This window comes from Streptomyces sp. NPDC002573, assembly GCF_042889625.1.
In the GTDB taxonomy this organism is placed as follows: domain Bacteria; phylum Actinomycetota; class Actinomycetes; order Streptomycetales; family Streptomycetaceae; genus Streptomyces; species Streptomyces gibsoniae.
This window is the reverse complement of record NZ_JBIARC010000090.1, coordinates 1-22,201: the sequence shown is the minus strand read 5'-3', so window position 1 is coordinate 22,201 and position 22,201 is coordinate 1. Positions and strand designations below refer to the sequence as shown.

Annotated in this window: 19 protein-coding genes and 1 pseudogene; 5 read left to right on the top strand and 15 right to left on the bottom strand. The window is 68.8% G+C overall.

Annotation, left to right across the window (positions count from 1 at the left end):
- Nucleotides 1-381: 381 nt before the first annotated feature.
- From tpg to ACFYX0_RS41215, 11 genes are all read right to left on the bottom strand, one after another.
- The gene (tpg, locus tag ACFYX0_RS41265) at nt 382-939 is read right to left on the bottom strand and encodes a telomere-protecting terminal protein Tpg (RefSeq protein ID WP_388979354.1); all 558 of its coding nucleotides are present in this window, start codon (nt 937-939) and stop codon (nt 382-384) included.
- Nucleotides 940-945: 6 nt separating this feature from the next.
- Entirely contained in the window at nt 946-3,171 is a 2,226-nt protein-coding gene (tap, locus tag ACFYX0_RS41260; protein ID WP_388979352.1) for a telomere-associated protein Tap, read from the bottom strand.
- 903 nt (nt 3,172-4,074) lie between these two features.
- Nucleotides 4,075-5,004, bottom strand: coding sequence for a hypothetical protein (locus ACFYX0_RS41255; RefSeq protein ID WP_388979350.1), 930 nt, complete (start codon nt 5,002-5,004; stop codon nt 4,075-4,077).
- Nucleotides 5,005-5,062: 58 nt separating this feature from the next.
- A complete protein-coding gene (locus tag ACFYX0_RS41250) occupies nt 5,063-5,797 on the bottom strand; it encodes a hypothetical protein (RefSeq protein WP_388979347.1) in 735 nt (244 codons plus the stop codon).
- On the bottom strand, nt 5,794-6,588 hold the full coding sequence (locus ACFYX0_RS41245) for a hypothetical protein (RefSeq protein WP_388979345.1): 795 nt from the start codon (nt 6,586-6,588) through the stop codon (nt 5,794-5,796). The genes ACFYX0_RS41250 and ACFYX0_RS41245 overlap by 4 nt, the downstream gene beginning before the upstream one ends.
- 11 nt (nt 6,589-6,599) lie before the next feature.
- The gene (locus ACFYX0_RS41240) at nt 6,600-6,896 is read right to left on the bottom strand and encodes a hypothetical protein (protein WP_388979342.1); all 297 of its coding nucleotides are present in this window, start codon (nt 6,894-6,896) and stop codon (nt 6,600-6,602) included.
- A 1,088-nt stretch (nt 6,897-7,984) separates the two neighbouring features.
- Nucleotides 7,985-8,176, bottom strand: coding sequence for a hypothetical protein (locus tag ACFYX0_RS41235; RefSeq protein ID WP_388979339.1), 192 nt, complete (start codon nt 8,174-8,176; stop codon nt 7,985-7,987).
- Between the two features lie 982 nt (nt 8,177-9,158).
- Nucleotides 9,159-9,323 carry a hypothetical protein gene (locus ACFYX0_RS41230; RefSeq protein WP_355924096.1) on the bottom strand — a complete coding sequence of 55 codons (165 nt, stop codon included), beginning with the start codon at nt 9,321-9,323 and terminating at the stop codon, nt 9,159-9,161.
- 56 nt (nt 9,324-9,379) lie between these two features.
- Nucleotides 9,380-9,712, bottom strand: a complete 333-nt coding sequence (locus ACFYX0_RS41225; RefSeq protein WP_388979336.1) for a hypothetical protein — start codon at nt 9,710-9,712, stop codon at nt 9,380-9,382.
- A 45-nt stretch (nt 9,713-9,757) separates the two neighbouring features.
- On the bottom strand, nt 9,758-10,141 hold the full coding sequence (locus ACFYX0_RS41220; protein WP_388979334.1) for a hypothetical protein: 384 nt from the start codon (nt 10,139-10,141) through the stop codon (nt 9,758-9,760).
- A 336-nt stretch (nt 10,142-10,477) separates the two neighbouring features.
- Nucleotides 10,478-11,485, bottom strand: coding sequence for a hypothetical protein (locus tag ACFYX0_RS41215; protein ID WP_355924090.1), 1,008 nt, complete (start codon nt 11,483-11,485; stop codon nt 10,478-10,480).
- Nucleotides 11,486-11,705: 220 nt separating this feature from the next.
- Here ACFYX0_RS41215 and ACFYX0_RS41210 point away from each other — a divergent pair, with 220 nt between their 5' ends.
- Together ACFYX0_RS41210 and ACFYX0_RS41205 are read left to right on the top strand one after the other, a co-directional pair.
- Nucleotides 11,706-12,764, top strand: coding sequence for a tyrosine-type recombinase/integrase (locus tag ACFYX0_RS41210; RefSeq protein WP_388979331.1), 1,059 nt, complete (start codon nt 11,706-11,708; stop codon nt 12,762-12,764).
- Nucleotides 12,761-15,061, top strand: coding sequence for a tyrosine-type recombinase/integrase (locus tag ACFYX0_RS41205; protein ID WP_388979329.1), 2,301 nt, complete (start codon nt 12,761-12,763; stop codon nt 15,059-15,061). Before ACFYX0_RS41210 ends, ACFYX0_RS41205 begins: the two co-directional genes overlap by 4 nt.
- 65 nt (nt 15,062-15,126) lie before the next feature.
- Here ACFYX0_RS41205 and ACFYX0_RS41200 read toward each other — a convergent pair.
- Both ACFYX0_RS41200 and ACFYX0_RS41195 read right to left on the bottom strand, forming a co-directional pair.
- Nucleotides 15,127-15,330 (bottom strand): annotated as a pseudogene (locus ACFYX0_RS41200) (transposase); the annotation flags it as partial.
- Between the two features lie 90 nt (nt 15,331-15,420).
- Nucleotides 15,421-16,956, bottom strand: a complete 1,536-nt coding sequence (locus tag ACFYX0_RS41195; protein WP_388979326.1) for an MFS transporter — start codon at nt 16,954-16,956, stop codon at nt 15,421-15,423.
- A gap of 252 nt (nt 16,957-17,208) precedes the next feature.
- On the opposite strand from ACFYX0_RS41195, the gene ACFYX0_RS41190 reads away from it, so the two are divergent.
- Entirely contained in the window at nt 17,209-17,805 is a 597-nt protein-coding gene (locus ACFYX0_RS41190; protein WP_388979323.1) for a TetR/AcrR family transcriptional regulator, read from the top strand.
- A 403-nt stretch (nt 17,806-18,208) separates the two neighbouring features.
- On the opposite strand, the gene ACFYX0_RS41185 is transcribed toward ACFYX0_RS41190, so the two are convergent.
- Together ACFYX0_RS41185 and ACFYX0_RS41180 are read right to left on the bottom strand one after the other, a co-directional pair.
- Nucleotides 18,209-18,547, bottom strand: a complete 339-nt coding sequence (locus ACFYX0_RS41185; protein WP_388979320.1) for a YciI family protein — start codon at nt 18,545-18,547, stop codon at nt 18,209-18,211.
- Between the two features lie 407 nt (nt 18,548-18,954).
- Entirely contained in the window at nt 18,955-19,857 is a 903-nt protein-coding gene (locus ACFYX0_RS41180; RefSeq protein ID WP_388979317.1) for an NmrA family NAD(P)-binding protein, read from the bottom strand.
- Between the two features lie 304 nt (nt 19,858-20,161).
- Between ACFYX0_RS41180 and ACFYX0_RS41175 the strand changes: the two genes are divergently transcribed.
- On the top strand, nt 20,162-20,767 hold the full coding sequence (locus ACFYX0_RS41175; RefSeq protein WP_388979314.1) for a TetR/AcrR family transcriptional regulator: 606 nt from the start codon (nt 20,162-20,164) through the stop codon (nt 20,765-20,767).
- A gap of 489 nt (nt 20,768-21,256) precedes the next feature.
- Nucleotides 21,257-21,739: a DUF6233 domain-containing protein gene (locus tag ACFYX0_RS41170; RefSeq protein WP_388979312.1), complete on the top strand. Its 483-nt coding sequence runs from the start codon at nt 21,257-21,259 to the stop codon at nt 21,737-21,739.
- Nucleotides 21,740-22,201 lie beyond the last annotated feature (462 nt).

Below are 22,201 nucleotides of genomic sequence, written 5' to 3'. Positions count from 1 at the left end.
CGGCCGCCTTACCGCCGGACGGGTATAGGCCGACCGGACCAACCAAATACCACTAGGCTAAACGGCCTAAAAACACCTAAATCATGATAGACCCGGTAGATCTCCAGAGCGATAGGTGTCGTGTCCTGTTGGGGGAATTTGGTCCAAGACGAGTAGCCGGCTGCCTTCACCTCGGCTTCCCAGTCATCCAGATGCCGGTGCGAAGCAAGCGGGTCATCCGCCTGCCGCCATTCGCCATGCGTCGTGAACACCCAGATTTTGTTGCCCATGTCGCCACCGTGCCCTAACTTCCCGGTCAGCATGGCCTGTTCGAGAGGTAGTGGCTGATAGCTGCGCCTGCAGCGCCGTTCCCGTCTGGATGACGACGGCGCTTTTCGGGGGCTACAGGTCGAACTCCAGGTGCTCGATGTCGGTGAAGCGGACCTGCTCCAGCTGGCCGGCGCGGCGGCCGTTGTCCTGGAAGTACACCTCCTTGAGCGCTTCGGCGGCGATCTGCTGGAGCTGCTGGTCGCTGGCGCCCTGTTCCTGGGCGTCGAAGAGGCGCGCGGCGTAGCGGGGCGGCAGGGCGACGGTCAGGTGCCGGAGGCGGTCCTCGTCCGTCGTGCCGATCGGCGCGGTGTAGCCGATCCGGGCGCGGGTGTCGATGACGATGCCGTCGGTGGTCGCCGCCTTCTGCCGTGCCTTGGCCCGGATCTGCGGCTGCCAGCGCTTCTTCACTTCGGCCTCCAGGCGGGCGGCGAGGTCCGGGCGCGGCTTTTTGATCTGGTCTTTGACGTACCGTTCGACGGTGCGCTGGGAGACGCGCAGCATCTGGGCGACCGCCTTGGTGCTCTTGAGCTGCCTGACCAGGTAGCGCATCTGCGCGGGCGCGCTCTTGGGCGCCGGGCGGGTGAACGCCTTCTGCACCGCGGCGTCCAGGCCGTCCCCGAACACACTCATCGCCTGCTACTCCCCGCTGTCGACATCGGTGACGGTGCCGTCCTTGATATACCGGGCGAGGTTGAGGTTCGGGGCGTTGAACTGTTCGCGGACGCCCTCGCCCCACAGCACGCTCTGGGTGCCCTCCCACTTCACCAGCCCGGGGTTCACGCCAAGTTTGAAGCCGCCGGGCAGCGGCTTGCCGTCCTTGTAGGGCAGGAAGTCCAGCGGGGAGGGCCCATCGGAGGCGTAGAGGGCGCAGTCCGAGAGGATGGCCACCGGGTACTGCCCGGTGAAGGCGGCGTGCTTGACGATCTTGCGGTGCATGTTGATGCGGGTACGGGAGATGACGGCGGCGCGGATGTCCGGGCGCCAGGTGGGCCGGGCAAGGGCCCGCCAGGGCTGTCCGGGCTTCCAGCCCTCCCCGCGCGGGCGCTCGCGCAGCTTGCCGATGCCACCCTTCACAGTTGCCTTGACCGCGGACACCACGACCGCCAGCTGAGGGTCACGCTGCCGGTAGCCGTCCATCGCCGCGAGGAACTCCTGCGGCGACAGGTCGACGCCCACCCCGAGATCGGCCATCGTAGCGAGGTAGGCATCACGCAGCCGGTTGTACCAGCCGTCCAGGTAACGCCCGTTGTCGTAGCGCACCCACGCCTCGACCGGCGCGACGTCGTAGCCCAACTCGACCGCGTACGCCACGGTCGGCGTCGCGTACCAGGCCGGACCTGTCGGGCGCTCGCCCTTCGGGGTGAACGGACTGGGCAGCAGCTCGCCGTCCAGCTCCGCCCACTTGTCCTTGGCCACCTTCACGCGGGACAGGTCGACGTGGCTGAGGTCGACCAGCCAGGAGCCGGGCAGTTTCGGATCGAAGACGGGGTTCTTGACGTGCGTCGGCGCACCCAGACCGACTGTGAGGCCGTTCGCACCGGCGGCGAAGGCCATGTTCACGTCGATGCCCACCAGGTGGGGGCGAAGGCATTCGGCGTCGGTGAGCGGGCGTGCCCAGTCGTACGCCTCCTCCACCAGGACCTCCGCCGGGGTGCGCTGGTGGAAGCGCGGCAGATCGGCGAGAAGCGGGTGCCCGTCGGGGGCCTCGCACGGCGCGCAGTCCACCGGATCCTTCCCCAACGAGCCGGGGTTGTGCTCGGAATGCCGCCTGCCGTCCGCGTCCGGTTCGGAGGCGCGGGTCGGCGGGTGCAGGGCGGTCATCAGTTCCAGGCCGGTCACGGCGGTGGAGCCGCGCGGCGTCATCACCCGGGCCGCATAGGTGCCCAGGAGCCGCGCGAGGTCGGCCGGCGGCAGCTGGGCGGCGTCGGCCCAGTGCCGGGTGTCCAGCGCGTCCCACGACGGAATGCACAACTGCACGCAGGAGCGCTCCGAGCCCTGCGCGGGGCGGTAGATCCTCGCCCACGACCCGAACCCGCGCTTGGTCAACTGCCAGTCGGCGCGCGTCAGCTGCCTGATGACCTTGTGGCCCTCCGGGATCCGGCCAGCCAGGCGCTCCTCCTCGGTGAGCGTGATGGGCAGGCCGTAACGCTCGCACGCGGCCCCGGTCAGCACGAGCAGCGGGTCGGCATCCTTGCCCGGACCACTGAGCTTGGGCTGCCCCAGCTTCGCCTCGCGCAGGGTCCACTCCACCAACGCGGGAAGCGACTTCGCCGGTACGTCCAGGACCAGGCCGCCGACGCAGTACGCCAACACCTGGCCGTCGGCGACGTCGACGACCGCGAGCGGACCGTTCTCGAAACGCGGATCAGCACCGCCCGCCGAAATGCCTGCGGGGGCGGCCTTCTTCGCGGCCGGACCGCGCGACATCGGCCTGGACGTGACCGCCGGGCGCGGGTGCGGGTGCGGTACGGCGGCAGGGCGGATTGCGGTGTTCGCAGGCTCCGCAGCCGGGCCTGTAGGTGCGGTACAGGCTTGAGCCGGTTCGGCGGCCGATGACGCAGGAGCGGCCGGAACGGCAGGCCTGTCGGGGATCGCCGTGTCCTCAGGGGGCACCGGAGCGACTGCGGGGTAGAGCCGGGCGAGCTGCTTGAGCATACGGGCGTAGGCGTCGCGCTCCGGCGGCCGCGGCTCGGTCTTGCCGGCCTCCCAGCCGCCGACCGTCGCGCGCCGCACCTGTAGTGCGGCGGCCACCTCGTCCAGCGTCAGCCCGTGCGCCTGGCGCAGCCGCCTGCGCTCCGCCGGGGGCGGCAACGGGGAACGGGACGCAATGAGCGCATCGACCGCATCGAACAGCTCGGACATGCACACCTCCTGCCCCAACCCTAGCGTGAAGCGCATGTTTCGCGTACCAAACGCGTACGGATGGCGTAAGAAACGATTGTGTCGCCCGGGCTGTCGCAGGTGCCCCATCTCACCGAACTATGGGTGTCCGGTCTCCGCGAAGTCCGGGCAGTCTCAGAGATCTCCGGGCATCCAACCAACGTCCCGCACAAGTCCGGGCACGGTTCGATGTCTGTGCTGGTCCGAGTATTGCGGCGCTCGCAGCTCGGCGTGGCGGACGAGCTGCTACCCGGACTTCTCCAAGACGCCGGACGAGCAAGGTGTCTCACTCAAGTCCGGGTACCGCAGGTCGGAGGAACGCCGTACCCGGAGATACCCGAGACCGGACAATGGGCGCACCCCAGTGAAGTTGTCAGGCGTCGCGGTACTGGTTCCGGGCAACACGGACGACGCGGCCAGCCTTAAGCAGACCGTCTATGTAGACGGAGACGCCGTTGCGGTTGGCTTGCTTGCCCGCGGCGGTCAAAGCATCCGCAATATCACCGAGAGACATGGCCTGAGGCGACGCCCTGAGGATCTCGACGATGGCATCCGCCTTGGTGAGGTCTTGGACCGCCGACCCCGGCTCGGATACCGCTGCACTTAGCTTCTTGAAGGCGTCCCCCTGACACCAAACCGGCACATCGCAGGTGCCAAGGGGTCACAGCGAACAGATCACGGTCGACGGCGAGACAGAGCCTGTGCTCGTGAAACTGGGCGTATGGATCTCGAACACTCGCGCGAGGCGGGACAGGCTCGCTCAGGAGCATCTGGACGCGCTGCGCGAGCTGGGCATGGAATGGGCATGATTTGCGGGCATCATGGCGCGCAACGGGAGACCCGGGCGGGGCCGGCCTTGCCCGATTGCAGGCCACGGGCTCCCAGTCACCGCTGTCGGCGCCACCTGCTCAGCTGCCACCAGCGGGCCTTGTTCGCGGCGGACGATGCGCTGGCGGTGGCGCCGCCCTGGTCCGCGTAGGCCATGGAGGCGTTGACGTTGACCGGGGAATGGTCGCCGGAGTGGATGTGGAGTTGCTGGAAGGTGTGGGGCGCCTGCCCGGTGGCGGGCTCGGTGTCCTCGGCGACGGGAGCAGTGACTCCGGGAAGCGGGGGGCGCCGAATCGGAGGGCTGGGCCGGTAGCGGTCCTCGGCTTCGCGCGCCCAGCCGATGACGATCTCGGAGACCTTGGCGACGTAGTCCTCCACGGTGAAGCAGTCCCGGAATCGCAGGATCTCCCGGTCGATCTCACCACTCCACGTGCTGGCCTCAGGGCCGATGCTGCTGACACAGCGGCGTGTGGCGATCTCGTTCCGGAGGATGCCGGGCAGCAATGCCCAGAGCGCCTCGTCGCCGATGTGGACGGCTGCGCGCAGCTGCTCGGAGGTGATCCGAACCTGCTTGACGACGTAGGGATCCCGCGGCGTCTCCCAGTACACCTTGATCATGTGGTGCATGACGCGCAGGAACGGCTCCGAGATCAACTGGCGTAGCTCGGGCAGTACCAGTGCGGCCGCCACGGTGAGTGCGACCGGGGTTTCCCTCTCCACCGCCCTGGGGGGCAGCGCGGTGAACCCGTAGCTGGGCCGACCGAGCATGTCGGGGGAGTCAGGCACCCGCGGAAGACTCGTCAGTGCATTGCGCGCGTCCATGCCGTAGTCGTCCTCCAGCGTGGAGATGGCGTGGTCAAACACCGGCCACTTCCCACTGCGGGCGAACTCCGTCGCGATCGTGCGCAACAGGACGTCCTGTTCGTCGGTGAGCCGGTAGGAGAGCAGGTCGGGTTCCTGCTGCGGGTCGTCTGCGGTGTCGGTCACGACGGGTGCACTCCGGTGAGGAGGGTGGAGGGGCTGTGCGAGGGGACGGTCAGATCCGTCATGGCCGCCGCCACCAGAGGAACCATCGGCACCGGGCCTGCGGGTCGGGGGCCCCGGCGCTGGCCATTCCTTGCCCTCCGGTGTACGCCATAGGCGCGGTCACAGTGACCGGCGAGTGGTCGCCCGCGGTGATATTGATGTGCTGGACTGCCTGGCGGACCTGTGCCGGGGTGGGGTCTTGCTCGCCCGGCGGCATGGTCGAACGCAGCTCGGCAACGAACTGGGCCAGCCGGGTGCGGAGCTGGTCGAGGATGTCCTGGAGCGCCGAGACGTCGACGGCCCAGTACACGGCGTCCACGACTACGCCCTGCTCACGTCGGTCGAAAGTCATGAGCCGCGCGAGCTCGGCCGCTCCCGGCGGGGTCAGCTTCACCGGCTCACCGGGAGCAGCGCGGGAGATCAGGGTCTCGATGCGGCCGACGCTGAAGGGAATCGGCGCCTCGTAGTCCACGTACCGCTGGGCGTCTTCCGGGAGATCAAGGGTGCTGATGGTCATCTGCGTGCCCGCCCCGGCCGCCGTCCTGATGTCCACCTGAAGCAGGCAGGCGAGCTTGCGGTAGTCGGGCAGCTCCACCTGGGAGTCGCTGTAGCCCTGCAGCTCGCGTAGGGCCCACTCCCGCAGGGCCGGCGAGGAGGCGCGGCCGCCGATGACCACGACCTGGCGCAACAGGTTGGTCAGGGGGACCGCCTCGTCCAGGACGCCGCGTTCCAGCTTGTCGAGGAAGGAGCTCACCGGCGTCTGCCCTTCTCATCTCCGGAGGGTCCGCTTGCCGCGGTCGTCTCCGGGCTACTGGATACGGCGCTCGCCGTGGTGCCTGCTCCCGCGTACGCGGCCGGCGCGTGGACGGTGACCGGGGAGTTGTCGCCGACCCTGATGTTGATGGACTGGAAGGCCGCTTCCACCTGATCGGTGGTGGGATCGGTGGTTTCCCGGGGCATGATCAGCCGTAGCTCGGCGACGAACTCCGCGAGGCGGGTGCGGACTTGGTCGAGCAGGTCCTGCAGGTCGGAGACGTGGAAGGCCCAGTAGACATTCTCGACCCAAGCCCCGTCGCGCTCCCGTCGTTTGACGGTCATCAGCACTGCCAGCTCCGCGCCGCCCCTGACGGCGAGGGTCATGGCCCCGTCGGCGGGTGCGGTGGCCACGAGGCTTTCGATCTTGCCGATTCCGTCGGGAATCATGAGGCCGTTCCGCACAACATCCCCGATGTAGGCCCGCATCTTCTCGTTGTCGGGGAGTTCCAGCACGCTGAGCGTGCCCGTGCCCCTGCTGACGCGGTTCCGGAGCGTCCCCTGGAAGAGGACTGGGATCCGCCGGTAGCGGGGGAGCAGCTCGAACGACTCGTCGTCCTGGTAGCCCTTGAGTTCCCGCAGTGCCCAGGCTCGCAGCGGCTGGTATTGCGTATGGGCGCCGAGCAGAAGTACCCGGATGAGCAATGTCGTGAGCCGGATGGACTGGTCGACGATGCCGTCTTCCAGCAGGTCCAGGTGGGACGGTGGTGTGCGCGGAGTTCCCGTGGCCATGGAAGGGGGCTCTACTTCTTCGGGTAGAGGGTGAAGTACAGGAGGGCGGCGGTGAGTAGGACGATGAGCACGGTCCCGATCCCGACGATCTTCGGATCCCGCCAGAAAGACTTGGGGTAGTCGTCGCCGGATGCGGCGGCAGGCTGATTCGTGGTCACGTTCGCGTTGGCGGTCCCGCCCTGCCCGGCGTAGGCATGGGGCGCGGAGATGTTGACCGGTGAGTTGTCGCCGGAGCGGACGTGGAGGCGCTGCTGAGCGGCGGGAGGCTCCTGCGAGGACGACGGTGTGGGTTCGGGTTCAGTCGGCATATCGGTGTCTCTTTTGTCGGTGATGGGGTTCAGGTGGCGGTAGGTTCACTACGGCGTCGTCGACGCGGGCCGGTCATCGACGAGCGGGCGTAATCTTCGGCGGTGACGAGCACGGCCGTCAGCTGGTGAGGCCCGCGGAAGCTTGTCGCGCCCCGAGGACGGAGGGTGGCCACCATGAGGACCACCGTCGCCACGGCGGCGATTACCCCGGCGCCGACCCCGATGGGCACGGCGGTGGCCGGCCAGGCAGCAGCGGCGACGGCTACCGTGCCAGGGCGAACAGCAGCACGATCGCCCACCAGATCATGCGGGACTTGGCCTTGTCGGTGCCTGGCCGTACGGTCATCACGTGCACCTTCCACGATTGACGGTGAGTGGGTGTTGAACGGCCTCCCGAGGCAACGGGGGGCCGTTCGCATGAACGACCCGTGGCCTTCGCCGACAATAGCGCGGGGTACCGACAGCCCCCGTCATACGCGATGACCCCACAGAGCCGTATCCATGCCCGCTGGAGCCACGGCTGTGCACCTGGCTGGGCACGGCAGAGCCGAACATCTCGCTGAGCAGCTGCACCAGCAGGCCGCAGGCGGTCGTCGAAGTCGATCTCGACGTCCGGCTGCGAGGGATCGGCCGGCTCCCCCGGCCGCGCTGGGTCAAGGCAGCCGCCGCAGCAGGCGCTTGTGGGTTGTGCGGTGACGGATACGCCGCCGGTGACATGATCGGCCGCGCGCAGCTGGACCCCAAGCTCCCGCACCACTACGTGCCGATGGGCAGGCTGTGCTGGCACTGCCTGGTGCAGCGTCGCCAGCACCCCACTCGCCGCGAATCCGGTGGGGTGGTGCCGTCGGATGGGCCCATCCGTCCCGCCTGGTGGTGCGGTGACTTCGGAATCGGTCCCGCTGTGCGGCCTGACGGCTGCCGACCGCACAGCGGGCATGTGCGGTCAGGTCCGCCGGCGGACGAGCCGCGACCCCTGTCCGGCTCCTGGTCGTCCTCCGGCGGTGCGGCGGCCTGGAGGCTGCCGGTTCCGCATCGGACCACTCGCTGGGCCGGGGCCTGGCGGAGCGCAGCTGGCTGGGGTCTCCTGGCTAGCTCTCGGAGGATTTCGCGGACGGCGGCAGAGCCATGTCGAGAAGCGCGTTGATGGTCTCCTCGCCGAGCGCGCTGTCGTGGTGGAGGGATCGGCGGATGAGTTGCCCGACGGTTTCCGGATCCACGTCCAGCCGTGTGTGGGCGTCCAGGTCGTCGACGGAGAGGCCGTTGAACAGGTTGGCGCGCAACCATCCACCAGCCCCGCCGCCCCACCACGACGACAGCTTTCACCCGAAGGTGAGTAACAAACCCTGCTCCGATCCCGCGGGACTCACCAACCCTGACCGGGCTGCCGGACGGCTACCGCACCGGCCTGGTCCGCCGCCGTCCCTTGGACCTGTATGAGGCGATCCCCGCCCACCACCACGGCGAGCGTGCCGTGCGAGAGCTCCGGGACGTCCTGGCTGCCTGATGACAGTCTGCAGCGGAATCCACGCGAGGCTGGTCTCCTGGGAGGGCCGTCACCTGTCCTGCGGCCGCCACCGGTGGAAGAAGGTCAGGCCCGGTCCGGCACCGAGATGAAGCGGAACGCCGGTGAGCAGCGTGCCGACGTCAATGCCCTGCCCGGGCCGCAGCACGGTGAAGCCTTGCCGCCTGTAGTACGGCCCCAGGGCGCACTCAGTTTCGAACTCGCCGAACAGGAGCGTACTCCAGCTGCCAGTACAGCTGCACGCACTGGGCGAGCCAGGCCTCGATGCCGGTGGAGGCGGCGGCCTCGGCCTCGACCGGGCGGGCCTCGGTGTCGGCAACCCACTTGCCCCAGCGGACGATGAGCCGTCCGGCGCCACGCAGGGCGCACAGCAGGAGACGGGCGCACGCAGGGTGTGGAAGGCGGTGACGTGGGCGTAGTACGACACGGTCCTACGTGCGACGTCGACGAACTCGGCGGCGTTGCGCAGAAAGTTGGGCACGACGGCGGAGCGTCGGCGAGGTACGCCTGCTTCTCCCCGATCCATCTGCCAGCCTGGATGGCCTCGTTGGGCGGGTCGAGGGGCCGGGGTCCGGCGTTGGCGACGACGTCGATGATGGTCTGGGTCAGGGTGTCCTGCAGCGTGTCGCTGTGGAGCTGGACGACGTTGTTCGTCATGCTGGGGCTTCCTGACTTTTGCTGGGTTGGGAGGCGCCCGGGGACGGCGGATGGTTGCCAGTAGGACGCCGTCCCCGGGGGCACTACTTGCTCTTCGCAGCGCTCTTGCGGGCCCGTTCCTTAATGCGCTCGATGCCGAGGTCGATGTCCGGCTGGTCGGTGATGTCGGCGGCCGCGCGGCGGACCCCGCGGATCTCCAGGCGCACGATCTGCGACTTCTCCCAGGCGGTCAGCTTCGGCCCAGACATCGGCGGTCGCCGTCTTGGTCTCGGGCAGCAGCCCGCCCAGGAGTACAGAACGTAGGTCAAACCGGCCACCAGGCGAGACCCACTCCGAACACGGTTCTCCCCCGCGGAGCGGGCCCCGGGGCCGGAGTGGGCGCCGGTGGCTTCGGCCGCCACAGCAGCACCGTCCCGGACAGGCCCAGAGCAGCACCGATCACCCAGCAGCGCGGGAGGCGGCGCCTGTCGACGATCCACTCGATCAGAGCCGAGGCGAGCGGCGGCAAGCCGATCGACACTACGGTGCCGGCGGCGGCCCCGGCCAGGTGCATGAAGGTGTAGAACGCCAAGGGATAGGCACCCACCGACAGCGCGCCGAGCAGCAGTGGTCTCTTGGGCGCGTGCAGTCGAGGCACAGGGAAGGGGTGCCTCCCCAACAGTGGAAGGCACCCCAAGGGCGGTCAGCGGTGGTCGTAGCGGTCGTCGCCCCAGCGGCCCTCGTGACCACCCCAACGGCCCTCGTGACCACCCCAACGGTGACCACCCCAGCGGCCCTCGTGACCACCCCAGCGGCCCTCGTGACCACCCCAACGGTGACCACCCCAACGGCCCTCGTGACCACCCCAACGGTGACCACCCCAACGGCCCTCGTGACCACCCCAACGGTGGTCGCCCCAGCGGCCCTCGTGGTCGCCGCGCCCGTAGCCATCACGGTCGTGACCACGGTCGTGCGTGGCATGAGCTACCACCGAGGGCGCATTGGTTGCGGCGCTGGCGCCAGTGGCGCCGCCCAGCAGGGCGGCGGCCGCGACGCCCAGCGCGGCGACAAGACTGGAAACCCGCATTCCGTGCTCCTTTCACGGCAGGTGCCTGATGCGCCTGCCTGGTCGGACACATGAATGTTTACAGCCGAAATGCACCGTTGGGTCTCAATTCTCGCCAATGACCACCTATGTGATGAAGTGTGCCGAGCCGGGAACCGACGCCCGTCGTGGCGTCGTCACACGCGCGCACGCGAGCCGGAAGCCCGCTCGCGCCGTCCGCCAGGGCGAACTTGCGGCACACGATCTTGCCGAACCTGCGTCTCCCGGCCGCGTTCGAGGTCGTTGTGGCTGGCCCGAACGGTGCCTGGCGCGATGCGGGGGGCGGACCTCACTTCTACATAGGAGAAGCTGATCGCATTACGAGGCGCGCCGGAAGACGGCGGCAGGGCCGATGATGCGAGGGCCGAACTTGTCCCGGATGCGGTCGACGGCCGCTTCGGCCACCAGCCGTGCCTCGCGGGCGTCATCGAGGCTGATCTGCTGGGCGACCTGGTCGGCGGAGATGAGGTCGTCCCCCTTGAGTAGCAGCCCGGTCAGGCGGCCGCGCTGCAGGCCGGCGGCATCCATCAGCTGGTAGGCGAGGATGCGCAGGTCCTCGTCGTGCGCGGACGGCTCCGGCAGGCGGCGGGTCTTCTCCCATCTGCTGTTGCCGGCGAATCGGAGGGTGAGCGTGAGCGCCCGGGCCCCCTGGCCCCGGCCGCGCAGCAGGCGGCCGAGCTGGACCACCAGATCGAGGAGGGCGGCACGGGTGTCGGCGCCGTCGATGGTGTGCCGGGGGAAGGCGTGGCGGACGGTCGCGGCGGCGGGCAGCGTGCGGGGGATGACGGGGCGCGGGTCGATGCCACGGGCCCGGTCGGCGGCGGTGCGGCCGGCACGGCCGCCCAGGAGGCGCTGGACGGTCGCGGTTGGGACGGCGGCGAGCGTGCCGACGTAGTGGATGCCGTAGCCGCGCAGCACCTCGGCCTGGCGGGGGCCGATACCGTACAGGGCGTCGACCGGCAACGCCCCCAGCCAGCCTGCGGCCTGGTCGGCCTCGATGGCGAGAACGCCGCCCGGCTGCGGGATCTGCGCGGAGGCCGTGGCCGCGACCGTGATCGAGGGGCCGATGCCCACGCGCACGTCGACCCCGAGACGGGAAAGGGTGCGCACCCGCAGGACCTCCCCCAGGCGCCGGGCGCCAGCGCCGTGGTAGCGCAGAGCACCCTTCAGCTCCACCAGTGCCACGGTGGGCGGCAGAGCCTGCACCACCGGGGACAGTTCCGCCAGCTGCTCCAGGACCTGCCGGTAGGTCTCCTCCGGCAGGCGGTCCGGGCACCGCACGTGCATCACCGTCGACACCTGGCGTGCCGGTACATCCGCAGTCATAGCACCCACCTCCCGCACCCCACGTTATCGAACATAAAATCGAACACGCGAGGGCACGGGCAGTGATCATGGGCATAGAATCAAAAATATGTTCGATGACCTGCCGCCCGATCTGGAGCGCCTGCGCACTCTAGAAGTTACGTGGAATCTGCCTGGGTGATCATGTAGCTCGGGTTCATCCACGACCCTGGGGAACGGCTTGAGCAGTACATCGGTACTCGTGGCCAAGTGGCCGGTACTGGCACGAAACGATCACGCGGCCACTTGGCTGCAGGCGTGGGAGGATCTCGGGCGCGCGCCGCGGACCTTGGACGCCTACGCGCGCGGGCTGGCGGAGTACCTGGCGCTGTGTGAGCGCGAGGCGGTTGATCCGCTGTCGGCGGGTCGGACGCATGTGGGGGTGTTCGTCCGCGAGTTGACGTCTCGGCCGCATCGCCGCGGGGCGAACGTGGTGTCCATTGAGTCGGGGGCGGGGCTGGCGAACGCGACGATCCAGCAGCGTCTGGTGCCGGTGCGCCTGTTCTACGACTTCCTTGTCGAGGAAGGGCTGCGCGAGTCCAACCCTGTGGGCCGCGGGCGGTACACGCCTGGTCGGCGCGCGAGCAGTCACCAGCGGGGGCTGGTGCCGCGGTTTTCCAGGCTGCCCTGGATCCCGACTGAGCAGCAGTGGTTGGACCTGCTGGAGGTCGCGCGGCGTGAGCCGGTGCGGAACCGGGTGATGCTGGCGCTCGCCTATGACGCGGCGCTGCGCCGGGAGGAGCTGTGTTCGCTGCGCACCGGTGATCTGGATCCGGCGCACCGGACGGTACGGGTGCGGGCGGAGACGACGAAGAACCGGCTGGAGCGCGTGGTTCCGTACTCCGCGCCGACGGGTGTGCTGCTGGCCGACTACCTCGCCCGTCGTGCGGCGATCAGCCGGTCGCGGGGGCCGCTGTTCTTGTCGGAGTCGCGGCGCAACCACGGTCAGCCGCTGAGTCTGTGGACGTGGTCGAAGGTGGTGCGCCGTCTCGCGCTGACGGCCGGTGTCGAACGGTTTTCCACCCACACCACCCGGCATCTGTGTCTGACCGATCTAGCACGAATGGGCTGGGAGGTGCACGCCATCGCGTTGTTCGCCGGGCACCGCCACACGGATACGACCTTGCGGTATATCCACCTCTCCGGCCGGGATCTCGCCGAGAAGCTGAAGAGCGGGATGGACCACATTCACGCCTGGCGAGTACGGATGCTCGCCGCCGCGGGCACGTCGAACGACGCGACGGGAGGAGCGTCGCGATGACGATCAGCCCCCTGACGGTGGACGCCGACGGCGGCTGGGAGTGTCCGATCGACCTGGGCCGCTACGACCGCTCGCCCGTGCTGTCGAAGGCGGAGCAGCGTGCCATTCGCGAGCTGGGCGTGCGGAACCTGCGCCGGTTGCGCCATCACGACCCGGATGCTCCCCAGTGGGCCGAGATCGGGCGGCTCCTGCGTCCGCTGCAGGATGTCAACGCCAGCTTCGACACGCCGCCCAGCATGCATGCGCGGCGGGCCATGCACGACGCGGCCGCCGTGCTGCTGCTGAGGTCTGCGGACGTGGGCCGGACCTTCTGGGGCTGGAGCGAGCAGGATTGGCTGGACTTCCTCGGCCGCAACCACAGGGCCTACCAGGAACAGGTGCCCACCTGGGCCGAGGGGTACGTGAGGCCCTTCCTCTGCGGCCACGCCTATCACCTGGGCGCTTACGCAGGCTTCCGGTATCTGGGGCACTTCGACCGGTTGTCGCTGGCCTGCCGCGTCTTCGGGTGCCGGCTGGTCGAAGAGGAGATCGCACGCGTTCGTACCGTGCTGACCGGCTGGGGCTATCAGTACGGCAAGGAAGAGGACACAGGCGTGCCCTCGGTGATGAGCCAGCTCTTCCTCCTCAACCGCAGCCCGCACGCCAGTGACCTGACCACGCCGTTCTTCGATCGCGTCCGGCGCGAGGAACTTCTGACCGACGGAGGCATGAGGGTTCTGTACGCGGTGCAACGGGCCGTGGCAGCCCTCGGTTTCTGCGACCCGCCCGCCACGGTCTGCGGCGCTGATGTGGTCAGCCAGACCGGGGTGCCACCGGTATGGGCCGCCTGGGTGGAGCGGTGGAACGCCACGACGACCATGACCCACCGCTCCCGCCTCCACGTCCGGGCCGCGCTCCTGAAGACCGGACGGTGGATCGCCGCACAGCAGCCGCAAGCCGCCGATCCCGCAGCCTGGACCCGGCAGACGTGCGCGGCCTGGATCGCGGCCGTCGACCGCATGGAGATCGGCGACTACGTCGTACGCACCAGCAGCTTCGAAGAACGCCTCGGGCAACCGCTGCAGGCCGGCTCGAAAGCCGGTCTGATCCGTTCCGTGCGGGTCTTCTTCCGCGACATCCAGGACTGGGAGTGGCTGCGCCTGGGATTCGACCCCCTGCGAGCTCTGTCGGTGCCGCGCAGCATCAACGCCCTGCTCGGGCCGCACCCACGGGTGATCGCTGACGAGGTCTGGGCCAAGCTGCTGTGGGCCGGACTCAACCTGGAATCGGCCGACATCCCCCGCGGCAAAGCCGGACCCACCTACCCCCTGGAACTCGTCAGAGCCATCACGCTGACCTGGCTGTTCGCCGGACAGCGCAGCAACGAGATCGCCCGGCTGCGCCTGGGCTGCATCCGCTGGCAGCACGACGGCAATCCCGTCGCCGGCGACTCCGAGAGCATCCTCGCCCGGGACGCCGTCTGTCTGCTTGACGTGCCCGCGCACAAGACCGGCACGGCGTTCACCAAACCCGTCGACCCACTGCTCGGACAGGCCATCAACGCCTGGGAAGCACTGCGCCCCCAGCAGCCGAAACGAACCGACAAACGCACCGGAGAACAGGTCGACTTCCTGTTCACCTACCGCGCCCGTCCTGTTTCCACCGGCTACATCAACAGCAGCATCATCCCCATGCTCTGCCGCAAGGCCGGCGTTCCATCCGCCGACGTCCGCGGCAACATCACCAGCCACCGGGCCCGCTCCACCATCGCCAGCCAGCTCTACAACGCGAAGGAGCCGATGACCCTGTTCGAACTGCAGGCCTGGCTCGGACACCGCTCCCCGGAATCCACCCAGCACTACGCGAAGATCAGCCCCAACACGCTGACCAAGGCGTACGAGGACGCCGGGTACTTCGCCCGCAACGTGCGCACCATCGAGGTCCTCGTCGACCGCGAGGCCGTCACCTCCGGCGCGACCGCAGCCGGGGAACCCTGGCAGCACTACGACCTGGGCCATGGTTACTGCACGTACACGTTCTTCGAGCAGTGCCCACACCGCATGGCCTGCGCCCGCTGCGACTTCTACACGCCCAAGGACTCCAGCAAGGCCCAAGTCCTGGAGGCGAAGGACAACCTCCAACGCATGCGGGCCACGATCCCACTGACCGACGAAGAAAAGGCAGCTGTCGATGACGGACACGCCGCCCTCAACCGGCTGCTGGAACGCCTCGCCGACATCCCAACACCGGCCGGCCCCACCCCACGTCAGTTGCTGCCGATCACCGAGATTCGACGGGATGCCAGGGAAGACCGCTGACATGGCTGGACGATCTGCTCCCGCGCGGGTGTGTCAATTTAACAGCTGATCTTGATTGTTGGTGGTCAGTTGCTGCTCGGGATCAGGCGGCCCTCGAAGGCGATCTGGAACGCGTTCAGGGGTGCTTTCCAGCGCATGGTCCACCGTTTGCGGCCCTTGCCCGTCGGGTCCAGGCTCATCAGCGCCATGTAGATGCACTTGAGGGCGGCGGCCTCGTTGGGGAAGTGCCCGCGGGCACGGACAGACCTGCGGATGCGGGCATTGACACTGCATCACCTGACGGCGGAATTGCAAAGCTCCTGGGCCCGTACCGTGGGTGGTGCGGGCCAGTGAAGTGGATCTGGTCAGGCAGTCTGGCGCTAGGGTTTGGCTCCGCCGGAGCCGGCGGCGGCCTTGCCGGGCAGGAAGAGCAGCACGACGACCGCGCCGAGCAGGGCGACGCCCGCTGCTCCGAGCGCGGTGATGTGCATGGCGTGGATGAACGCGTCGTGTGCGGGCTGTACCAGGGCTTTGCCGGCCGGGCCGAGCTTCTCGGCGATGGCGAGGGTCGCCTGGACGGATTCGCCTGCGCCGTGCCGGTCGGAGGCGGGCAGCACGCCCAGGTGGCCGTTGATGCCGTTGCGGTAGGTGGTGGACAGCAGCGAGCCGAGCACGGCGACGCCCATGGCGCCGCCGACCTGCCGGAAGGTGTTGTTGATGGCGGATCCCGAGCCGGCCTTCTCCCGCGGCAGTGACGACATGATCATGACGGTGGCCGGCGGCATCACATGCGCCATTCCTGTGCCCATCAGGAAGAACAGCACCTCCAGCACCCAAATCGGGGTGCTCTGGCCCAGCAGCAGGAAGCCCGCGAAGGCCACGGCGGTCAGGGCCAGACCGCTGGCGCACACGGCGCGGATGCCATAACGGGCCACGACCAGCCGGGCTCGCGGGGCGAAGAACATCTGCGAGGCGGCCAGCGGTATCACGAGCAGGCCGGACTGTAGGACGCTGTAGCCGCGCACGCTCTGGTTGTAGAAGACGCTGAAGAACGTGACGCCCAAGAGGGCGAAGAAGACCAGGCCGATGGCGGCGACGGAGGCGGAGAACCGCCGGTTGCGGAAGTAGGTGACGTCGAGTGCCGGATGGTCGCTGCGGGCCTCGTACACCACGAAACCGGCCAGGACCGCCAAGCCGGCGAAGATCGTCACCCAGGCTTCGGGCCGGGTGAAGTCGCCCAGCTGGCCGCCCTTGATGATGCCGTAGACCAGCAGCGCCAGACCGGCGATCGACAGCAGTACGCCAACGGGGTCGAGCCTGTTGGGCCGGGGGTCCTTGGAGTCGGGGACGATCGCGGCCATCGCCACCATCGCGGCGACCACGATCGGCACGTTGACCAGGAAGACCGAACCCCACCAGAAGTGCTGCAGCAGGATGCCGCCGGTGATGGGGCCGGCGGCGATGGCGAAGCCGACCACGCCGGTCCAGATGCCGATGGCCTTGGGCTGCTCCGCGGGCTCGAAGACGTTCATGATGATCGCGAGGGTGGCGGGCAGGATGAAGGCACCGCCGAAGCCCATCACCGCGCGGAAGGCGATGAGCTGCCCGGAGGAGTCCGACGCCGCGGACAGCACCGATCCCACACCGAACACGGCCATGCCGAAGAGCAGTACCTTCTTGCGGCCGAGGCGGTCACCGAGCAGGCCCGCGGTGAAGAGCAGCCCGGCGAAGACCAGCGTGTAGGAGTTGACCGCCCACTCCAGCTGGCCCTGGGTGGCGCCGAGTCCGACCGGTGCGGGCTGGGCAATGGTCTTCGTCGCCACGTTGAGGATCGAGTTGTCCAGCATCACCACCAGGAGGCTGCACGCGAGCACGGCCAGGATGGCCCAGCGCCGGCGGTGGACCGCCTCGGACACGCGCCGCTGGACGGGCGGCGTAAAAGGTATGGAAGGTCCCGACGTGGAGGACTCAGCGGGGGTGGGCGGTGATGCCACGGGGATCTCCAGTGCTGTCGTGGTTGTGGATTGCCTGGCGTAGGCCGTCGGTGCCGGACAGCAGGCCTCTTCCTGGCCTGCCGGGTTCCGGGCATCTGAAATAGATGTCATCACAAATCTAAACAGAGGGTTAGGATAGATGGCAAGCGACATCCATTTGAGGAGAGTGATTCCATGGGCCGCGTGTCCCGGGCGCAGGCGCAGGAGAACCGGCAGCGCGTCGTCGCCACCGCCTCCCGGATGTTCCGCGAGAAAGGCACCGCGGTCAGCGTCGCCGACCTCATGAAGACCATCGGACTGACCCACGGCGGGTTCTACAAACAGTTCGCCTCGAAGGACGACCTGGTCGACGAGGCCATCGCCCACGCCTTCGCCGAGCAAGGGACACACTCGGCGGCGGCCAGCCCCGATGAGGCCCCCGGCGAACACGAAGCCGCCCGGCAGAAGATGATCGAGGACTACCTCTCGGCCTGGCACCGCGACCATCCCGGGGACGGCTGTCCTGTCTCCGGGTTCGCCGCCGACCTCGGACGCGAACCCGACCAGGCCGCCCGCTCCCGCGACCTCTACATCAACGGCGTACGCAACCGAGCAGCCCGGCTGGCCACCGGCGACGACGACGGCATGGCCCAGCTGTGCACCCTGGTCGGGGCCCTCGCCCTCGCCCGTGCCACCCGGGGCAACCCGATCTCCGAAGAACTGCTGCAGGCCGCACATACGGCTCTCACTCAGAACACCACCGGACGGTACGAACCGCAGGACACCGACTGACCGGGAGCCGGGACGGGCGGGGCCTGCCACCGCCCGCGCGCGGTGAAGCCGCCCAGCGGGCTCGGACAGCCGTGCGCTCCTGGGGGAACGCCGTGCAGGAAGCAGCTGCTTGCGGATGCAGTAGAGAGACCGGCTCACGAGGGGTGATGAGCCGCCAGTGGCGTCGCGCCGGGCGGCCGGCCGAAGGTGGCATTCCGCAGGAGGCAGGGGCGGACCATCCGCCCGGATGGTCCGCCCTCGATGTTGCCGATGGCAGACGTCGTACAGCCTGCAGGCAGGCACCGGGAAGGGCCTCTCTCCCCACTTCCCAATATCCGGGCCCCCGGCGGGGTCGATCACCCCAACCGGCAGTCGCGGGCGCTCGGCTCGGGCCCCGGAAGGCCGCCGGAGCTTGCCCCTTTGGTCAGGTCGGCATGACCGGACGGACTTCCACCGTGCCGTGACTGGCGCCTGGGCAGCGTGCCGCCCACTCCAGTGCCCCGTCGAGGTTCGCGCACTCCAGCACGAAGAACCCGCCCAGCTGGTCCTGCGTGTCGGCGAACGGGCCGCCGGTGACCAGCCGTTCGCCGTTCCGGACCGTCACTGTGGCCGCAGCGGCGGAGGGCTGCAGTCTCTCCCCTCCCCGCATCACGCCCGCCCGTACGGCCGCCGCTGCGTACTCCCTGTAGTCCTTGCCGAGCTGAGGCCAATCCATCTGGCCGTCGTTCGACTCGTTCTGGTAGATCAACACCATGTACTGCATGATCAACACCATCCTTGAGTTTCATATCGAAGGCGACATCAGCTGTCGCCTCGTGTGAGGAAAACCGGGACCGCCCTCGACAGCGGACCCTCAGGTGGTCAGTGGGGTGACCGCCGCTGCTACGACGGCCACGCCGGCCGCCCCGCCGCGGAGGCGGGGCGGCCGCGGGCTCCGGGGTTCGTCCCCACGCACCCCGGAGCCGCCAAGCGGGGTGGCATGCCCGTCCACCCGCCCGGCTGTTCGAGGGTCCCGGCCGAACACGGCCCGCATGGCTTCGGCGGCCCCGGCTGGGGTGGGGGCCAGAGGGCGTGGCTGCGGGGACGCGGCCCATACCGGCGGGATGATGTCGGCCCTCCGTCGCATCCACCGGGACGACGCTGAAAGCGATCCGTAGGCCACCGTGCGGCTCAGCCCAGGTAGAAGTCCTTGCGAGCGGCCACGAACTCCTCGATCGACTGCGCGGGAGCGCCTGTCACCCGCTGCACGCCGTCAGCGGTGCGGTTGTAGCGGTTGTCCCGGTGCAGCCGGGCCATCGTGGCGACGTGTTGGACAAGGTGTGGCGCCATCCCCATCTTCGGGAGCTGGGCTTCCCACCTCTCCGGGGGCACGTCCACATAAGTGACCTGCCGGCCCAGCGCTCGCGAGAACTCCGCAGCCAGTTCGGTCATGTCGACCGAGCGGGGTCCGGTCAGCTCGTAGATCTGTCCGATGTGGGCAGCCGGGGCGCGCAGCACGGTGGCGACAGTCCGGGCGACGTCGTCCACGGCGACAGGCGAGGTACGTCCCGTACCGAACGGCAGGGCAATCGTTCCGCTCGCCTGGATGGACCGCGCCGCCATCATGGTGAACAGCGGAGTATCCAGGAAAGCCGTCGGCCGGATGTGCACCACCGGCAGACCCGACCAGTCGAAGACCTGCTCAGCCAGCCAGTGCAGCCGCTGCTGGTGCGACTCCTCCGTGCTGGTGGCGGTCATCTGCGACACCGTCATCTGTGACAGGTCCACCAGCGCCTCCAGCTTCCCGTACGCCTTGGCGACGGAGGTCACCACGGTCGCTGCAAGCAGGTGGTCCGGCGACACGGCCATCGCGAAATACATCCGCGTCACGCCCTGCAACGCGGCCGCCACCGTCTCGGGCCGGGTCAGGTCACCGATGACGACCTCAGCACCGAGCGCCCGCAGCTCGGCCGCCCGCTCGTCCTCACGCCGGACCATGAACCGCACTGGCACGTCGTGGGCGCGCAGATCCTCGAAGACGGCGCGGCCCACGCCGCCGGCCCCGGGTATGAGAACAAGATTGCTGGCGACCATCGGCAGGACTCCTTCAAGCGTTATGGAACAACTGGGTTGAGGTGTGACCAGAGCGCCGGCAGAACTGTCAGCAAGACAGCCTCACCGACGTCACCGCTGGTCCCGACGGCAGCGCCGTAGAGATCCCGCAGCGCCGCCGGTGACTCTGCGGATGTCCGCGCCGGGCCGCCCGTCACCAGACAGCAGCAGGCGGCACGACGTCCCGGCCAGGTAGGTGATCCCACCGACATCAGATAGATGCTGTATAAAATCTAAACAGCGGCTACGATAGATTGCAAGTGGCATCTATTTAGGGGGTGAATCCGTGAGCCGTGCATCCCGGTGGCAAGCGCAGGAGAACCGACAGCGCATCGTCGCCACCGCCTCCCGGATGTTCCGAGAGAAGGGCACCGCGGTCAGCATCGCCGACCTCATGAAGACCACCGGACTGACCCATGGCGGGTTCTACAAGCACTTCACCTCGAAGGACGACCTGGTCGACGAGGCCATCGCCCACGCCTTCGCCGACCCCGGCAAACCATCGGCCCGCCCAGCCACGGAACTCCAGGAACATGCCGAAGAGCACCAAGCGGCCCGCAGGAGGCTGATCGAGCACTACCTCTCGGTCCAACACCGCGATGACCCCGGTAGCGCGTGCCCCGTCTCCGCACTCGCCACCGACCTGGGACGCGACCCCGCCCAGGCAGCCCGGTCCAACCACGTCTACACGACCGGGATACGCAACCTCGCCGCCCGGCTGACCACCGACCACAACGACGGAATGGCCCAGCTCTGCACCCTGGTCGGAGCCCTCCTCCTCGCCCGCGCCACCCAGAACAGCCCCATCTCCGAAGAACTACTGCAGACCGCACACGCAGCTCTCACGGAAAACGGCACCAGTCAATCCGCCCCCCAGCAGGGCATGTCTTGACCGGGGAGTCGGTCGGCGGCGACGGCTACCACTCGGACCCAACTGCGCGGCCGGCTGGGCTCGTAATCCTGCCGGGCTTGAGCCAGTTCCCGGGACCTTCCTGCCTGACCGCCCCGGGGCGCGGCACCCCAGCCCGGTGGCGCAGAGGAACCAGAGCACCCAGTTGGACGCCGCTGCCGCCCTGATTACGGACGCTGCCGACCAGCCAGACGGCCTGCCCCCTTGGGGCAGGCCGTCGCCCTTCTGACGGGAACAACGAAATGAAAGACTGATGCGAGTCGTGCAGGTCACTGAGTTCGGCGGACCCGAGGTGCTGTCCGTGGTAGAGGCGCCAGAACCCGAACCCGGCCCCGACCAGGTGATCGTCACTCTGGTGCAGCGTCCGAAACGGCCAGAGATCAGACACACGCTCTCTCAGCCCAACGCAGCAACGCACCGTGAGCTTGACAAAGCTGATTCCACAGAATGCGGGTGCGGCATGCCCTGTGGATGGAGCGCATCGACCGCAAGATCGCAGCCCTGGAGCGGCGGCAGGCCGAACAGGAACGCGGTCGGCGCGAGCGTCCGCGGCCTCCGGACTGGCTCGTGGAACTCGGCATCGGCACGGGTCGGCCACCCGTCCAGGTTCACGCCGGCGACTGCCGCATGACGAGCAAGCGACGCCGTGCGGTCAGCCGCGACGAGGCCCGCCGACTGCTCGCGACAGGGCTGCGGGCGTGCAGCCACTGCCAGCCCGACGCCCGGCTGAACATCCTCGACTTACCGGCCCCGGCGGCGGCCCGGCGCGGCGGCGACGCCGCGCAACACCGGCCAGTGCGCCCCGATCCCCGGCAGCGTCCGCGCCGCTCATCCCGCCCGTCCCTCACCCTCAACTCCAGCCAGGGACATGGGCGAAAGCGGCCGCAACGGGGATGTCGGACCCCCGACCACACCCGCATGCCCGTGGTGACCTGCACAGACACGGCGGCGTAGGCCAGGCTCGCACAACAGTTGACGCAGCAGATAGTGGAACAGCAGACGCAACCGTTGGCCGCAACAGGCGTCGCCACCAGGCACGCGGACACGGATCGAACATGCGTGCCATCTGCGGCGTTATCCTGCCGTCGGGTGGCTGGTCTCGTCGCCCGGAACAGGAACCACACGATGACGACTCCCCTGCCTCCCCTCTCAGAGCCTGACCCGTCGGCACTGATCTGTCCTGGTGATCAGGTCGGTCCGTGTGCGACGTGCCAACGCAAGACGCACAAGTACGGGCGCGGCGGCGCACCGCTGTGCCAGTGGTGTGCGGCTCCGGCACAGCAAGAGTGGGGCACGAAGGTGCACTACATCAGCACGCGCGGCTAGGAGCGTGGGTCAGTAACAGGCAATTGGCCGGCCGGTCGTGATCGGGGTGATTGATTGCGGTCGCCCGGTCGGGCGACCGGGCGACGGGGC

Excerpts from the sequence above, each read along its gene's own strand:
- ACFYX0_RS41205 (WP_388979329.1), top strand. The coding sequence starts at position 12,761 with ATGACGATCAGCCCCCTGACGGTGGACGCCGACGGCGGCTGGGAGTGT.
- ACFYX0_RS41220 (WP_388979334.1), bottom strand. The coding sequence starts at position 10,141 with ATGCGGGTTTCCAGTCTTGTCGCCGCGCTGGGCGTCGCGGCCGCCGCC.
- ACFYX0_RS41190 (WP_388979323.1), top strand. The coding sequence starts at position 17,209 with ATGGGCCGCGTGTCCCGGGCGCAGGCGCAGGAGAACCGGCAGCGCGTC.
- ACFYX0_RS41245 (WP_388979345.1), bottom strand. The coding sequence starts at position 6,588 with ATGGCCACGGGAACTCCGCGCACACCACCGTCCCACCTGGACCTGCTG.
- ACFYX0_RS41180 (WP_388979317.1), bottom strand. The coding sequence starts at position 19,857 with ATGGTCGCCAGCAATCTTGTTCTCATACCCGGGGCCGGCGGCGTGGGC.
- ACFYX0_RS41215 (WP_355924090.1), bottom strand. The coding sequence starts at position 11,485 with ATGACTGCGGATGTACCGGCACGCCAGGTGTCGACGGTGATGCACGTG.
- ACFYX0_RS41230 (WP_355924096.1), bottom strand. The coding sequence starts at position 9,323 with ATGTCTGGGCCGAAGCTGACCGCCTGGGAGAAGTCGCAGATCGTGCGC.
- ACFYX0_RS41170 (WP_388979312.1), top strand. The coding sequence starts at position 21,257 with ATGGAGCGCATCGACCGCAAGATCGCAGCCCTGGAGCGGCGGCAGGCC.
- tap (WP_388979352.1), bottom strand. The coding sequence starts at position 3,171 with ATGTCCGAGCTGTTCGATGCGGTCGATGCGCTCATTGCGTCCCGTTCC.
- ACFYX0_RS41240 (WP_388979342.1), bottom strand. The coding sequence starts at position 6,896 with ATGCCGACTGAACCCGAACCCACACCGTCGTCCTCGCAGGAGCCTCCC.
- ACFYX0_RS41185 (WP_388979320.1), bottom strand. The coding sequence starts at position 18,547 with ATGCAGTACATGGTGTTGATCTACCAGAACGAGTCGAACGACGGCCAG.
- tpg (WP_388979354.1), bottom strand. The coding sequence starts at position 939 with ATGAGTGTGTTCGGGGACGGCCTGGACGCCGCGGTGCAGAAGGCGTTC.